Origin of the sequence: Streptomyces lunalinharesii (assembly GCF_039532155.1) — a bacterium.
Lineage (GTDB): Bacteria > Actinomycetota > Actinomycetes > Streptomycetales > Streptomycetaceae > Streptomyces > Streptomyces lunalinharesii.
The window spans coordinates 1-14,637 of sequence record NZ_BAAARK010000010.1 but is presented as its reverse complement, the minus strand read 5'-3'; the positions used below and the strand labels follow the sequence as shown (position 1 = coordinate 14,637).

The following is a 14,637-nucleotide window of genomic DNA, read 5'->3' as shown; positions in this document are numbered from 1 at the left end:
ATGGGTCGATATGGACACGAACGGTCCGCAGCGCTCCACTTCGAACGGGAAGCGTCACCAGATCCGCCACAACGCCATGACGCCCTTACCATCCGTGACACCGTTCCGACCAGCTTTGCCGCAAAGGTGCCTGCGCTGTCGGACCCGCCCACTACATTCGAGGACACGGCGGCCGGCACGCCGGGCGCACGCCCGGTGTCACCGTCCGCGCGGCGACCGCCGGATCGAGTGACGGCCCGCCGATCGTGAGCGGCGGGGTACGGAGGGGTACGAGAGTGGGCGGGAGCGACAGCACGGGGCCCGACCGAGCGCGGCCCCGAAGGGACCAGGACCGCCGTACGACGCGCGGTCGGGGTCCCGGCAGAGCGCCGGCCGAGGTGTGAGCCCGGCCGCGACGGGCAGGGATGGGGGTCCCATGGCACACGACGCACCACCGCGCTGGGACAGGCGGATGCAGCAGCGGCTCGCCCGCGGCGAGGCGGCCGCGCTCGGTGAGCTCTACGACCGTTTCGCCTCGCTGGTGCACAGCCTCGCCTACCGCGTCCTGGACGACGAGCGCGCCGCCGACCGCATCACCCGCGAGGTGTTCGCCTACGTCTGGGAGCACCCGGACTCCTACGACCCCAAGCAGGGTTCGCTGCGCTCCTGGGTGGCCGGGATCACCCGCCACCAGGCCGTCCAGCGGCTGCGCCAGACCGAGTCCGACTCGGCGCGCGACCACGGCGAGGACGGCCCCGCGACCGCCGAGTCGGAGCGCGCGCTGGAGCGGAAGATCCACGAGGCGTCCACCGCCGCCCGCGCCGACTACATCGTCACCTCCATGCCCACCCCGCTGCGCGAGGCCCTGGAACTGGCGTACTTCCAGCGCCGGGACTACCGCCAGACCGCCGCCGACCTCGGCGTCACCGAGGACGAGGCGCGCCGCCGGCTCCGCCTGGGCCTCCAACTGCTGTCCACCGCCCACAACCACCAGGCCCTGCCGGCGGTCCCCATGCGCCGCGCCGCCCGGGGGCCGCACGCCCCGCGACCACCGCACTCCGCCCCGCCCGCACCGGGCCACGGACGGTCGCTGTGAGGGGCCCCGACGAGTGGGACGACCGCGGGCGCCCCGGCGGCTCCGGCGGCTCCGGCGAGCGCCCCCGGATACCGGCCCCGCGCCCGGCCGCGGAGGACCACGGCCCGCTACCGGACCTCCCGTCCGCCGCCCGCGTCCGCACCGACCCGCCCGGCACCGTCCCGGATCCCGCCCCGCCCCACCACGTCCCCGTGGAGTACGAAAGCAATGACGCCCCCGTGACCGGCGACGCCACCGGCCCGCGCCACCCGGCACCGGCCGCCCCGTCCCACAAGGTGCTCAAGTCGCTGCTGGGTGCCTGGGCGCTGTCCGCCTGCTCGCCGGAGGAGACCGCCGCCGTCGAGGAGCACCTGACGGACTGCGCCACCTGCGCCGACGAGGCGCTGCGACTGCGCGACGCGGTGGGGCTGCTGCACCCCGCCGACAGCCTCGACCTCGATCCGCTGCTGCGCTCAAGGGTGTTGGAGGGGTGCCTGGGCCGCCGGCCGGCGCGCATCCCGGTGCCGGACTGGGTGACGCCGTACGACGCCGAGACCGCCAAGTTGGACGCCCTGCTGCGCGACATGGGCGAGGCGGAGTGGCGGGCCCCGGTGCGGCTGCGCTGGTTCGACGGTCGGGAGCCGGTCGAGCACCCCACCACGGTCGCCGGGGTGATCGGCCACCTGATGGCGGTGGACGGCATGGTCGCGACGGCCCTCGGGCTGCCCGACCCGCTGGGCACCGCCGCCCCGGAACACCCCGGTCCGCGCCGCCGCACCGAGGCGCACTGGCAGACCGTGGGCGAGGAGACGGACCCGCACGCACCGCACGACCCGTGGCGCGAGCAGGGCCAGGCACTGATCAGGACCGCGTCGTTCGCCGGCGGCGGGGTGGCCGAACTCTCCGTCCCCTACGGCAAGTTCAGCCTCTCGCTGCGCGACGCGTTCCTGGACCGCGCCTTCGAGACGTGGGTGCACGCCGGGGACATCGCCGAAGCGGTGGACTACCCGTACCGACCGCCCGCCGCCGGCCACCTCCACCGGCTCGTCGACCTGGCCGCCCGGCTGCTGCCGAGCACGCTCGCCCAGCGGCGGCAGGCCGGACTGGCCGCACCGGCACACGGGCTGGTCGCCGCCGGCGCACCGGGCCGCTCGCTGCACCTGGAGGTCGAGGGCAGCGGCGGCGGGGACTGGTACATAGCCCTGGACTCGCCGGCGGCGGTCGGCTCGCCCGAGTACACCGTCGCCCACATCGCGCTGGACAGCGACGAGTTCTGCCAGCTGGCCGCCGGGCACATCTCACCGGAGGAGACCGCGGCGGGTCAGACCGGCGAGCGCGAGGCGATCCGCGAGGTGCTGTTCGCCACGGCGGCGCTGTCCCGCCTGTGAGACGGCCCGCCGCCGGGCCGGCCGCGGCGCCCCGCGCCGCGGCCGTGCGCGCTCGACCGCGTCAGGCGAAGATCACCGTGCGGGTGCCGTTGAGCAGCACCCGGCGCTCGCTGTGCCACTTCACGGCCCGCGCCAGCGCCTGGCACTCCACGTCGCGGCCGATCGCCACGAGCTGGTCCGGGGTGACCTCGTGGCCGACCCGCTCGACCTCCTGCTCGATGATCGGGCCCTCGTCGAGGTCCGCGGTCACGTAGTGCGCGGTGGCGCCGATGAGCTTGACGCCCCGGGCGTGCGCCTGGTGGTACGGGCGGGCGCCCTTGAAGCTCGGCAGGAAGGAGTGGTGGATGTTGATGATCCGGCCGGCCAGGGCCTTGCAGAGGTCGTCGGAGAGGACCTGCATGTAGCGGGCGAGCACGACCAGCTCGACGTGCTCCTTCTCCACCAGCTCCAGCAGCTGCGCCTCGGCCTGCTCCTTGGTGTCGCGAGTGACCGGGATGTGGTGGAACGGGACGTTGTAGGACCCGACCAGCTCGGCGAAGTCGGTGTGGTTGGACACCACGGCCGCGATCTCGACCGGCAGCGCGCCGATCCGGGAGCGGAAGAGCAGGTCGTTGAGGCAGTGCCCGAACTTGGACACCATCAAGACGATGCGCATCTTCTCGTCGGCCCGGTGGATCTGCCAGTCCATGCCGAAGGAGTCGCCCACCGCCGCGAAGCTGGCCCGCAGCTTCTCGACGTCGACCTGCGGTTCCGCGGTGAAGTGGACCCGCATGAAGAACAGGCCGGTGTCCCGGTCGCCGAACTGCTGACTGTCCTCGATGTTGCAGCCGGTCATGAAGAGGTAACTGGACACCGCGTGCACGATGCCCTTCTTGTCCGGGCAGGACAGCGTGAGGACGTACTGATCGTTCCGATCGCGCTGATCGGGCTGGGTGGGCTGCGACTCGCTCATGACCTCATAGGGTCCCATATCCGCCGGGCAGGTCGGACCAGGGCGGCCCCGGGCGCGCTCACGCCGGGGCCGACGGCCCCCCGGTCAGGGCGGCCAGCGCGTCGAGGGAGTGCGGGGCGGTGTCCGGGTCCTCGCCGTCGGCGGTGGCCAGGGCCACGTGCGCCTCGCGGGCGGCCCGCACGGCGTCCGGCCACCCCGGGTGCGCGACGTAGGCGGTGACCGGCGCGTCCGCCCCCACCTGGTGCATGATGCGCAGCACCCGGAGGACGGCGAGGTCGACCAGCTGGGCCTCCTGGGCGTCGCGGAAGATCGTGCCCACGTACTTCTCGGCGGACCAGTTGTCCAACCAGGTGTCCTCGACGAGCCGGTAGACGGCGTCGGTGACGTCGCCGTACCCGGGCCGGCCGGTCAGCCAGGTGTGCTGCTGGAAGGTGGGGTCGGAGAGCATGTGCAGCGCGGAGCGCACGTTGCTGCGCCAGCGCCACCACGGCATGTCAGAGAACGGCATGCCGTCCATGGTGGTCGAGCGGCGGCCGCGACGGGAAGACTTCTCCGAACCTTGCACAGCAAGCGATCGTACGTTCCTCCCGATTGCTCTCGATCGGCCCCCCGGAGTTCACCGCAGCGTCACCATCCGTTGTCCCCGCGTCACGCACCCGTTCCGGCCGTAGCGGAAGGCTGCGGGGCCATGACCGGACGGCGACGCTCCTCCCCCCGCCCCTTCCTCCGCGCTTCCGCGACCGCCGCGGCGGGCACGGCGGTCCTGGCGTCGCTGCTCTCCGGCTGCGGCTCCCTCCCCGGTACGGGGGCCGGGGAGGGGGAGCCGATCACGGTGATGACGTGGGCCCCGGAGGGCACCCGCACGACCAACATGCCGGGGATGCCGGCCATGGCGCAGGCGTACGCCCGCTGGGTCAACTCCCGCGGCGGCCTCGCCGGCCACCCCCTGAAGGTCCTCACCTGCAACGAGCACAACGACTCGGCGGAGGCCACCAAGTGCGCCCAGCGCGCGGTGGACGCCGGGGCGGTCGCGGTGGTCGGCTCGTACAGCCAGTGGGGCCGCTCGTTCATGTCCCCGCTGGAGGTGGCCGGCATCCCGTTCATCGGCGGGTACGGCGCCTCCGCCGAGGAGTTCGCCAGCCCGCTCTCCTACCCGGTCAACGGCGGCCAGGCCGCGCTCCTGGCCGGGAACGGCCGCCAGTTGGCGGCGGACTGCCGACGGGTCGCGCTGGTCCGTCCGGACACCATCCAGGGCGACCAGATGACCGGGCTGCTCGACGCCGGGTTGCAGAGCGGCAGCCGGCGCGGGGCCGCGGACGTCAAGGCGCCCGAGGTCAGCACCGACTACTCGCCGCAGGTCGCCGCCGCCCTCGACGCGGTGGGTGCGGATCCCGCCGTCTACGGGACGGCGCGTTCCGGCGGGCAGGCGACCGGCTCCTGCGTGGCCGCCTCGCTGGGCGACGGCACCGACACCTTCTTCGACGCCTTCCGGCGCCTCCAGGAGACCCGCCCCAAGGTGCAGCTCGGGTCCGTCCTGGGCAGCGTCGACCAGTCGATGGTCAACCGCAGCGGCGGGGCCTCCGGCCCGTTGGAGGGCGCGGAGGTCACCGGCTGGTACCCGGTGGCCAGCGATCCCCGTTGGCGGCCGATGCGCCAGGTGATCACCCAGGAGGCGTTCGACGACTCCCGGCTCGACCCGACCGACCAGGGCGTCCAGACGACCTGGATCGCCTACACGGTGCTGCGCGCGGCGGTCCAGCAACTGGCCGACGCCGGCGTGACGGACGTCACCGCGCACGCCCTCCAGGCCACCCTGGACCGCGGCGACCAGGCCATCGACACCGGCGGCCTCACGCCCAAGCTGCGCTGGCGCGACGACGACATGCTGGCCGTCACGGACTTCCCGCGGATCGTCAACGCGGACGTGACCTACCAGGTCGTCCGGCACGGCGAACTGGTCGCCGCCCAGGAGGGGTTCGTCGACGTCACCACGACGCTGGAGCGGCGGCGCACGGACGACGAGTGACGCCCGCACCGCCGCCGGCGGCGGTCACAGCTGCTCGGGCTGGTGCTCCCGGAGGCTGTACTTCTGCGCGATCGGGTTCCACAGGGCGGCCGCCTGCTGCTTGGCCTTGGTGGCCGCGCCGCTGGCCGCGTTCCCCTGGGCGGGCTCCTTGCCGCCCTTGGCGTGGCCCTTGTCGCAGCCGCCCTTGCCGGCGGTCTTGTCGGCCCAGGCCGCGTAGTGGTTGTCGGCGGCGGCCGAGGACTGCCACGCCTTGGTCAGCGCGGCCGTCAACTGGGCGTTGTTGGGAATCTGGTCCACGGGGAGCTGCTGGAGCCGCTTGATCAGGTCGTTGCGCTGCCCCGCGGCGGACCGCAGGTCGTTGGCGGCACCGTCGAGGTTGGTGCAGGTCTTGATGTTCTGCACCGCGCCGATGACCGCCGAGCGGCTGTTGTTGCTGTCGGCGAGCAACGCGTCCAGCCCCTTGGCCTGGCCCGCGGCCGGGGCGTCGGCCGGCTTGGACGCGTCGTCCTTGGTCGCCTTGGCCGCGCTGCTGGTGCCGGGGTCCTGCTTCTTCTGCCCGCCGCCGTCGTCGCTGCCGCCGCTGAGCGCCCAGCCGACGCCGAGGCCGACACCGGCCAGCACGACCACGATCGCACCCACGATCGCGACGGGGGGCAGCTTGCGACGGCCGCCGCCGTCGTCGTAGGAGGCGTACTGGTCCGGCCCGCCGGCGGGGGCGAACGGGCCGCCGGGGCCGGGCTGCCCGCCGTACGGCGGACGGGCCTGGTCGTCGAAGCGCGGCAGTTGGGCGGTGGCGTCGGGGGCCGGGACCGCACCGGGAACGCCCGGCCCGTCGCGGAACAGGCCGTCGAACTCGGCGGGCGTCGGCCGGTCGGGCTCCCCGGGCGGACCGCCGAACGGCCCGCCGGGCGGCGGCCCGGGCATCCCGGCACCCGTCGCACCGCCGACCGGCGGTATCAGCTGGGTGGCCTCGGAGCCGCTGGTCCCGGGCATCGGCTGGGACTGCGGCAGGGGCCGGCCCTGCCGCGGCGGCGCCTCGTGCGCCCTGATCGGCCGCAGCATCTGGGTGGCCGCGTCACCGACCGGCGGGGCGGCGACCGGCGGCAGGACCGTGGTCGCCTCCGAGGCGTTCGCGATCGGCGGCAGCGGCGCGCCGGTCTGCGGGGTCGCGCGGACCAGTTCACCGGACGGGCCGGTGGGCTGCTCGGCGTAGGGGGCCTGCTGGGGCGGCAGGGCGCCGGGCGCGGGCTGGCCGTGCTGACCCGGCTGGCCGCCGAAGGGGAGGCCGGTGGCCGCCCCGGAGTCCGCGGCGACCGGCGGCAGCGGCCCGGCGGCCGGCGGGCCCGGCGGGGGCGCCTGCGGCGGCATCGCGGGCGGCGCGGCCGGCATCGGCGGCTGCCCCTGGGACGGCGGCGGGAAGCCCTGGTGCTGCGGCGGCAGCGGCTGCTGCGCGGCGGGCTGCGCATACGGGGCGGCGCCGTGCGGGTCCGGGGACTGCGCGGCCGGGGACTGCGCGGCCGGGTAGCCCACTCCCTGGCCGTAGGTCTGCGGCCCGGCGGGCGCGGCGCCGAGCTGCTGGGCGGGCGGCTGCTGGCCCGGCCCCCAGGGCTGGCCCCACGGCTGGCCGGCGGGCGGCGCGACCTGCTGGTCGGGCGCCCATGCGTCACCGCCGCCGGCGGGCAGCACCACGCCCTCCCTGGCCGGTCCGGCCGCAGAATTCTGCGGGTCGTGACCCTGTCCGCTCTGCGTCACCGGGACTCCTACCATCGTGCAGACCTACGGAATCGTCGGCTGCACGCTACCGGTTCGCAGCAACGTTCGACCATGTGTCCAGGTCACCGCACCGGCCCCGGACACCGCACGCCGTCGGCGCCGCCGAACGCGCAGGAGGCGGGCCGGAAACCCGGCCCGCCCCGGCATCACCGAGCCGAACGCGCTTCGGCCCGTTCCCCCTTTCCCCCACCGGCGGACCCCGTCGGCATGCCCCTTGAGGCGCCGGTTGAGGCATTGCTCACGCTGCGGCGCGGAGTTCCATCCGTGCGGTGAATTCCCTTACGACGGGTTCGTCCTGATACGGCTCCAGACGTTGCCGGAAGTCCTCCAGGTATTCCGCCCCGCGGTCCGAGCGCAGACCGCCCAACAACTCGATCGCCTGGGTGCCCGTGTGGCAGCCCAACTCGACCTCCCGCTGCTGCACCTGGGCGCAGGCCAACAGCACCAGCCCGATGGCGCGGCGCCGCGCCCGGCCCGCCGGATGACCGTCCAGGGCCTCCTGCGCGCGCTGCGCGGCCGGCGCCGGCTGCCCCAAGTCGCGGTGGCAGTGCGCGAGTTCGTCGGCCAGGTAGGCCGGGTCGAAATGACCGATCCAGTCCGGATCGTCACCGACGTCGGCGGCCGCCTCGGCGCGCTCCATCGCGGAGACCGCCCGGCCCGCCACCGTCTGGAAGGCCCGGGCGTCGCCCAACAGGGCGTGACCGCGCGCCTCCGCGGCGAAGAACATCGCCTCCGCCCGGGGCGTGACCTGCCCCCGCGCACCCTCCTGGGCGGCCCGGGCGAGCTGCGCGATCTCCCGCGGGTTGCCCAGGGAGGCGGCCAGGTGGCTCATGCTGGCGGCGAGCACGTAACCGCCGTAACCGCGGTCGCCGGCCGCTTGCGCCAGCCGCAGCGCCTGGATGTAGTAGCGCTGCGCCAGGCCCGGTTGGCCGGTGTCGACGGCCATGTATCCACCCAGTTCCGTCAACCGGGCCACCGCGGCGAAGAGTTCCCGCCCGACCGCCTCGCGGTACGACCCCGCCAGCAGCCCCGAGACGACGCTGTTGAGGTAGTGCACGACGACCGGCCGGACGTGCCCGGCGCCGAACCGGTGGTCCAGTTCGCTGAGCGCCGAGGTCATGGCCCGTACGGCCGCGACGTCCGAAACGCCCACTCTGGCACCGGCGTTGCGGGACACCTGGCTGTCCGCACCGGTGATCAACCAGTCCCGGCTGGGCTCGACCAGCGCGGAGGCGGCGACCGTGGACCCGCTGAGGAAGTCCCGCCGCCCCACGTCGCTGCGCCACAGCTCGCAGACCTGCTCGATGGCGCCCAGGACGGTCGGCGAGAACTGCAACCCCACCCCGGAGGCGAGGTTCTTGCCGTCGGCCATCCCGATCTCGTCGATGGTGACCGTGCGGCCGAGCTTGCGGCCCAGCGCCTCGGCGATGATGGCCGGCGCGCGGCCCCGTGGCTGCTGCCCGCGCAGCCAGCGCGCCACGGAGGTCTTGTCGTAGCGCAGGTCGAGTCCGTGTTCCGCGCCGCACATGTTGACGCGGCGGGCCAGCCCCGCGTTGGAGCAGCCGGCTTCCTGGATGAGCGCTTGCAGCCGTTCGTTGGGCTGGCGCGCGACGAGTGGCCTGGCGGCCATGGTTGTACCCCCTGTACTGCTGCTGCACGTTCACCGGCGGACGCCGTCCTCGCGATCAATTCCCCGTACATATCCCGGATATCCGAGAAATTCGGGATAGGCGTGGTACGGAGTGAGGGACGCGCTTCGCAGCGGATGCCCGGGATGCGTGCGATGTGCCCGATGCCCGTGCATCGTCGTGCGGGGCGCGGCGTCCCGAAGTCCGCACCGGGAAGGGCTGGTCCACGAGAAGGGCGGCGTGCGGTGTCCGTGCACCGGTCACGGCGCCGCGGGGCAGGGCTCCCCTGGTGCTCCGCGGCCGACCGTCGGGCGGCCTCTCCGCCCGTCACGCAAGTGGCTACCCGCTCCCCGGGCCCCTCCGCACACGCGCCCCCACTGGTGCATCCATGCGCCCCACGTGCCGGAATGATGCGCCGGGGCTGTCACCCGTTCGGCCGTAACCCTTGGTGACAAGGGGAGTTGTCCTCTGCGTGGAAGAGACCATCGGAGTCACAGGAGCCCCGCAGATCCCCAAACAGCGCGGCGAGCAACTCGTCGACACTGCGGTGCGTTACGCGGAGGAACGCCATTGGGAGGTGTTCCCCGGCGCATGGCTGGAGCACGACGGCGAGCGCCCGCGCTGCTCGTGCGGCGCCGTCAACTGCCCCTCACCGGGGGCCCATCCGACCGCACCGGGCTGGGCGGGCACGGCCACCGGCAGTGCCACGGCGCTCCGTCGGATGTGGGGCAAGCACCCGCGGGCCTCGATCCTGCTGCCGACCGGCCGGACCTTCGAGGCGCTCGACGTCCCCGAGACGGCGGGCTGCCTGGCGCTGGCCCGGATGGAGCGACTGGACGTGACGCTCGGCCCGGTCACCCGCACCCCGGACCGCCGGATGCTCTTCCTCGTCCTGCCCGGCGCCGCCGCGAAGGTCCCGGTCCTGGTGCGCACCCTCGGCTGGGCCCCGGCCGCGCTCGACCTGATCTGCCGCGGCGAGGGCGAGTACATCGCCGCACCGCCGACCCGGGTGGGCCCGCACGGCGCGGTGCAGTGGGCGCGCCGCCCCACCGCGAGCAACCGCTGGCTGCCGGACGCGGAGGAGCTGATCAGCCCGCTCGCGTACGCCTGCGCGCGCGACGCGGCGGCACTGCGCGCCCGCTGACGCGCGACCGAGCCGGTTCGTCAGCGCCTGCCCGTATCGTGGGACGCCTGGACGGGGGCCGGGACCAGGCCCCTGCGGGGACGTCGAAGGGCAGGCCGTGGCCAGCGAACCGGTAGAGAAGCAAGAGCAGGACGGGTCGTCCGCGGCCCCGGGCGGTGCCGTCACCCGCCCGCCCGCGGTCCGCATCGAGGGCCTGTGGAAACGGTTCGGCGAGCAGACCGCGGTCCACGGCATCGACCTGACGCTGCCCGCGGGCCACTTCATCGGGCTGGTCGGCCCCAACGGCGCGGGCAAGACCACCACCCTGTCCATGGTGACGGGCCTGCTGCGACCGGACTCCGGGCTGGTCGAGATCGGCGGGCACGACGTCTGGCAGGACCCGGTGGCGGTCAAGTCCCGGATCGGCGTGCTCCCCGAGGGCCTGCGGCTGTTCGAGCGGCTCTCCGGGCGCGAACTCCTCGCCTACATAGGCCGGTTGCGGGGGCTGCCCGGCGCCGAGGTGGACAAGCGCGCCGCCCAGCTGCTGGACGTGCTGGACCTGGCCGGCGCGCAGCACAAGCTCGTCGTGGACTACTCCACGGGCATGCGCAAGAAGATCGGCCTGGCCGCCGCGCTGCTGCACAACCCGGAGATCCTCTTCCTCGACGAGCCCTTCGAGGGCGTCGACCCGGTGTCCGCGCAGACCATCCGCGGCGTCCTGGAGCGCTACACCTCCTCCGGGGCGACGGTGATCTTCTCCAGCCACGTGATGGAGCTGGTCGAGTCGCTCTGCGACTGGGTCGCGGTGATGGCCGCCGGCCGGATCCGCGCACAGGGCCCGCTCGCCGAGGTGCGGGGCGAGGCGTCCTCCCTCCAGGACGCGTTCCTCGGACTGGTCGGCGCGCGCAGCCGCGCCGGCGGGCAGAACCTCGACTGGCTGGGCGGCGGCGCCCGATGACCACCCACGCCACCGCCGCCGCTCCCCCCTCACTGGTCCCGGTCTTCGTCCGGCTGAAGCTGACGCTGCTGCGCAACGGCCTGCGCCAGTCCACCGGGCGCACCGTGGCCTACGTCGTCTCGGCCGCCTTCGGCCTGCTCTTCACCGCCGGCGTCGTCCTCGGCCTGGTGGCGCTGCGCGGCAATCCGCACGCCGGCGCGCTCACCGTCATCCTCACCGCGCTCCTCACCCTGGGGTGGGCGGTGATGCCGCTGTTCTTCCCCAGCGGCGACGAGACCCTCGACCCGACCCGGCTGGTGATGCTGCCGTTGCGGCCCCGCCCGCTGATCGGCGCGCTGCTGGTGACGTCGCTGGTCGGCGTCGGCCCGCTGGGCACGCTCGCCGTGGTGACCGGTGCGGTGGTCGCGGTCGCGGACGGGACGGCCGCCGCGCTCGTCGGCGTCCTGGCCGTCGTCCTGGTGGTGCTGGTGGCCGTCGCCCTGGCGCGGGCCGTGGCCACCGCCTCGGTGCGGCTGCTGACCAGCCGCCGGGGCCGCGATCTGGCCGTGCTGGGCGGCCTGTTCGTCGCCCTCGGCTTCCAGGGCATCAACATCGTCGCGCAGCGGCTGGGCGGCCCGGACGGCCTGTCCGTGCTGGAGCCGATGGGCGCGGTGCTGCGCTGGGTGCCGCCGGCCGCCGCCCTGGGCGCCGTCGACGACGTCGGGCACGGCGCCTACGGGCGCGCGGCGGCCGGCCTGGCGCTGACGGCGCTGGCCCTGGGGCTGCTCCTGTGGTGGTGGCAGCGGACCCTGACCACCTTGATGACCGCGCCGGACTCCTCCACCCTCCAGGCCGTGGAGAAGGACAGCGCGCGCCGGGCCGGCGGCGAGGAGCGCGGGCTCGCCCGACTGCTGCCCGGCGGGCGGACGGGCACGGTCATGCTGCGCACGCTGCGCTACGCCTGGCGCGACCCGAAGTCGAAGATGTCCTGGGCGATGTCCCTGGGCTTCGGCCTGCTGGTGCCGATCCTCTACGCCGCGCAGGGCAACGGCAGCATCTACACCGCGTTCTCCGCCTCCGCGCTGCTGGGTCTGCAGATGTACAACCAGTTCGGCCAGGACACCTCGGCGTTCTGGATGGTGGCCTCGACGATCGCCACCCCTCGGGACGCCTTCGAGGAGTTGCGGGCCCGGGCGCTGACCCTGGCGCTGGTGGCCGTGCCGTACGTGACGCTGGTCGTCGTCGGCTCCGCGGCGTTCATCGGCCCGTGGTCGGACTTCTTCCAGGTCTACGGGCTCTCGCTGGGCCTGTTGGGCGGGCTGTTCGCCACCGGGGCGATGGCGTCGGCGCTGTTCCCGTACTCCATCCCGTCGGACGGCAACAAGAGCGTGGCGCCCGGCCAGGCCGGGATCGCCTGGATCAGCCTGTTCGGCGGGCTCCTGGTGGCCTCGGTGTTGGCCTCGCCGCTGCTGGCGCTGACCGTCTGGCTCCATGCGGCGGGCCTCCAGGGCCTGTTGTGGGTGCTGCTGCCGGTCGGCGCGGCGTACGCGCTGGGCATCGCGACGCTGGGGCTGAAGCTGGCGGCTCCCCGGGTGGCGGCCCGGCTGCCGGAGATCCTGGCGGCGGTCAGCAAGGGGTGACGCGGCGGCCCTCGGGGCCGACCTCGACGGCTTGACATCAAGTTTGGTTGAGGTCTGAGGGTGTGGGGTGTCGACCGGTGCACGGTCGGCACCCCGACTCGTCCCTCCACCACGGGAGTTCCCCATGCCGCCGTCCGCCGCCCCGGTCCCCGGCCCGACCGCCCCCTCCTCCGCCACGGCCGCGCCCGACGCCGCGCCCCACGCCGCGTCAGCCGCTCCCGGCCGCCCGGCTCCGCCGTCGGCGATGGCCCGGCCCGGGGCCGACGGCGCGGGGCCGCCAGGCCCCCGGTCGGGCCCGGGCGGCCGACACGCCCGCGGCGGCCCCCGGCCGCCCCGCGTCGCCGCCCTCGCCTCCGTCGTGGTGCTCGGTTCGCTGATGACCGTGCTGGACACCACGGTGGTGAACGTCGCGCTGAACCGGCTGTCCACGGACTTCCACGCGCCGCTCGCGGCCATCCAGTGGGTGGTGACCGGCTACACGCTCGCACTGGCCGCCGTCGTCCCGCTCACCGCCTGGGCGATCGGCCGGTTCGGCACCAAGCGCCTGTACTTGCTGGCGATCGGGGCGTTCGCCCTCGGGTCGGCGCTGGCCGGGCTCGCCTGGAACATCGAGTCGCTGATCGCCTTCCGGGTCCTCCAGGGCCTGGCCGGCGGCGCGGTCTCGCCGGTCGGCATGACCATCCTGATCCGGGCCTCCGACCCGGCGCACCGCGGCCGGATCATGAGCGTCCTCGGCGTTCCCGTCCTCGTCGGCCCGTTGATCGGCCCGGTCCTGGGCGGCTACCTGGTCGACCAGGTCTCCTGGCGCTGGATCTTCCTGATCAACATTCCGATCGGCCTCCTCGCGCTCCTGTTGGGCGCCCGCCTCTTCCCCCGGGACGCCCCGCAGCCCACCCGCCGGCTCGACGTGCCCGGCCTGTTGACCCTCTCCCCCGGCCTCGCGCTGCTGCTCTACGGGCTGAGCACCGGCGCCGAACGGCACGCGGTCATCTCCGCGACCGCGCTGCTGCCGACGCTTCTCGGGGCCGCGCTCGTCGCCGCCTTCGTGGTCCGCGCCCTGACCGCGGCGGAGCCGCTGCTCGACCTGCGGCTGCTGCGGCACCGCCCGTTCGGCACGGCCGCCGGCACCCTGGCGCTGTTCACCGGCGGCTACTTCGGCTCGATGATGCTGCTGCCGCTCTACTACCAGGTCGTGCGCGGCCAGAGCGCCACCGACGCCGGCCTGTTGGGCGTTCCGCAGGTGCTGGCCACCGGCATCACCATGCAGTTCGCCGGCCGGCTCGGCGACAGGGTGGCGCCGGGCAAACTCGTGCCCACGGGCGTGGCCCTGGCCGCCGCCGGCTTCCTCGCCTTCACCACCCAGGTGGCCGCCGACACCCCGTACGCGGTGCTGATGGCCGCGCTCGCCGTGATGGGCGTCGGCGTCGGCATGACGATCATGCCGACCATGGCCGCGGCGACCCGGGGCATCGACGGCGACCGCATCCCGGCCGCCTCGACCACCCTGACGATCATTCCGCAGCTCGCCTCCTCGGTGGGCGGCGCGCTGATGTCCGTCCTGCTGGCCGGGGCGCTGACCGACCGCCTCCCCCGCTCGCTCGCCGGCGGCCTGGAGGCCGTCCACACCCTGCCGACGTCCGCGGTGCGGCCCCTCGCGCCCCAACTGGCCGACGCGTTCCAGCACACCTACGTCTGGGCGGTGGTGCTGGTGGGCCTGGCCGTGCTGCCGGCGTTGTTGTTGCCGCGACGGCGGTAGGGGGGTGGGGGCGGGGGCGTCCGGTGGTTGGGGTGGGTGACGGGTGTGGGGTTGGTGGGGTGGGGGTCGCGGACTGCTGCGCTTTACGTCCGCGACCCCCACCCCACCAACCCCACACCCTCCCGCCGTCGACAACGCCCCCACCCCTTGAGGAGAAAGGGGAGGTCAGAGTCGCTCACGCCCGACCCGCACATCGGCTCCCAGGCCCACCACCACGACGCCCTCCACCCCCTCCCCCACCGGGCGGTGGCCGCCACACATACGGGCGGGGGTGGGCCGGGGGTGCCTGTGGTGTGGACGTAAAGCGCAGCAGTCCACACCACAGGCACCCCCGGCCCACCCCCCCCCCCCCCACCCCCC

Annotated in this window: 11 protein-coding genes; 7 read left to right on the top strand and 4 right to left on the bottom strand. The window is 74.5% G+C overall.

The genetic code is table 11. From position 1 onward, the window contains the following. Positions 1–415 precede the first annotated feature (415 nt). Together ABD385_RS17310 and ABD385_RS17305 are read left to right on the top strand one after the other, a co-directional pair. A complete protein-coding gene (locus ABD385_RS17310; protein ID WP_344576674.1) occupies positions 416–1,075 on the top strand; it encodes a sigma-70 family RNA polymerase sigma factor in 660 nt (219 codons plus the stop codon). Then, positions 1,072–2,442, top strand: coding sequence for a zf-HC2 domain-containing protein (locus ABD385_RS17305; RefSeq protein ID WP_344576671.1), 1,371 nt, complete (start codon positions 1,072–1,074; stop codon positions 2,440–2,442). Before ABD385_RS17310 ends, ABD385_RS17305 begins: the two co-directional genes overlap by 4 nt. A 61-nt stretch (positions 2,443–2,503) precedes the next feature. Here ABD385_RS17305 and purU read toward each other — a convergent pair whose 3' ends face one another. Beyond that, positions 2,504–3,394, bottom strand: a complete 891-nt coding sequence (purU, locus tag ABD385_RS17300) for a formyltetrahydrofolate deformylase (RefSeq protein WP_344576670.1) — start codon at positions 3,392–3,394, stop codon at positions 2,504–2,506. 58 nt (positions 3,395–3,452) lie between these two features. Continuing rightward, entirely contained in the window at positions 3,453–3,911 is a 459-nt protein-coding gene (locus tag ABD385_RS17295) for an SCO4402 family protein (protein ID WP_344577091.1), read from the bottom strand. A 171-nt stretch (positions 3,912–4,082) separates the two neighbouring features. On the opposite strand from ABD385_RS17295, the gene ABD385_RS17290 reads away from it, so the two are divergent. Then, positions 4,083–5,420 (top strand): ABC transporter substrate-binding protein, encoded by a 1,338-nt coding sequence (locus tag ABD385_RS17290; protein ID WP_344576665.1) that lies wholly within the window; start codon positions 4,083–4,085, stop codon positions 5,418–5,420. A 24-nt stretch (positions 5,421–5,444) separates the two neighbouring features. Here ABD385_RS17290 and ABD385_RS17285 read toward each other — a convergent pair whose 3' ends face one another. Then, positions 5,445–7,172: a hypothetical protein gene (locus ABD385_RS17285; protein WP_344576662.1), complete on the bottom strand. Its 1,728-nt coding sequence runs from the start codon at positions 7,170–7,172 to the stop codon at positions 5,445–5,447. 259 nt (positions 7,173–7,431) lie between these two features. Beyond that, the gene (locus ABD385_RS17280; protein ID WP_344576660.1) at positions 7,432–8,823 is read right to left on the bottom strand and encodes an NsdA family TPR-like regulatory protein; all 1,392 of its coding nucleotides are present in this window, start codon (positions 8,821–8,823) and stop codon (positions 7,432–7,434) included. A gap of 470 nt (positions 8,824–9,293) precedes the next feature. On the opposite strand from ABD385_RS17280, the gene ABD385_RS17275 reads away from it, so the two are divergent. From ABD385_RS17275 to ABD385_RS17260, 4 genes are all read left to right on the top strand, one after another. Beyond that, complete coding sequence (locus ABD385_RS17275; protein WP_344576657.1) at positions 9,294–9,965, top strand: bifunctional DNA primase/polymerase; 672 nt, start codon at positions 9,294–9,296, stop codon at positions 9,963–9,965. A gap of 97 nt (positions 9,966–10,062) precedes the next feature. Beyond that, the gene (locus tag ABD385_RS17270) at positions 10,063–10,902 is read left to right on the top strand and encodes an ABC transporter ATP-binding protein (protein WP_425585419.1); all 840 of its coding nucleotides are present in this window, start codon (positions 10,063–10,065) and stop codon (positions 10,900–10,902) included. Then, positions 10,899–12,521, top strand: a complete 1,623-nt coding sequence (locus tag ABD385_RS17265; protein ID WP_344576654.1) for a transporter — start codon at positions 10,899–10,901, stop codon at positions 12,519–12,521. Before ABD385_RS17270 ends, ABD385_RS17265 begins: the two co-directional genes overlap by 4 nt. A gap of 124 nt (positions 12,522–12,645) precedes the next feature. Next, positions 12,646–14,277, top strand: coding sequence for a DHA2 family efflux MFS transporter permease subunit (locus ABD385_RS17260; RefSeq protein ID WP_344576652.1), 1,632 nt, complete (start codon positions 12,646–12,648; stop codon positions 14,275–14,277). The last annotated feature ends 360 nt before the right edge of the window (positions 14,278–14,637 follow it).

What these genes read in the sequence shown, in the direction of transcription:
- ABD385_RS17310 (WP_344576674.1), top strand. Translation starts at nt 416, where the DNA reads ATGGCACACGACGCACCACCGCGCTGGGACAGGCGGATGCAGCAGCGG.
- purU (WP_344576670.1), bottom strand. Translation starts at nt 3,394, where the DNA reads ATGAGCGAGTCGCAGCCCACCCAGCCCGATCAGCGCGATCGGAACGAT.
- ABD385_RS17295 (WP_344577091.1), bottom strand. Translation starts at nt 3,911, where the DNA reads ATGGACGGCATGCCGTTCTCTGACATGCCGTGGTGGCGCTGGCGCAGC.
- ABD385_RS17290 (WP_344576665.1), top strand. Translation starts at nt 4,083, where the DNA reads ATGACCGGACGGCGACGCTCCTCCCCCCGCCCCTTCCTCCGCGCTTCC.
- ABD385_RS17280 (WP_344576660.1), bottom strand. Translation starts at nt 8,823, where the DNA reads ATGGCCGCCAGGCCACTCGTCGCGCGCCAGCCCAACGAACGGCTGCAA.
- ABD385_RS17265 (WP_344576654.1), top strand. Translation starts at nt 10,899, where the DNA reads ATGACCACCCACGCCACCGCCGCCGCTCCCCCCTCACTGGTCCCGGTC.
- ABD385_RS17260 (WP_344576652.1), top strand. Translation starts at nt 12,646, where the DNA reads ATGCCGCCGTCCGCCGCCCCGGTCCCCGGCCCGACCGCCCCCTCCTCC.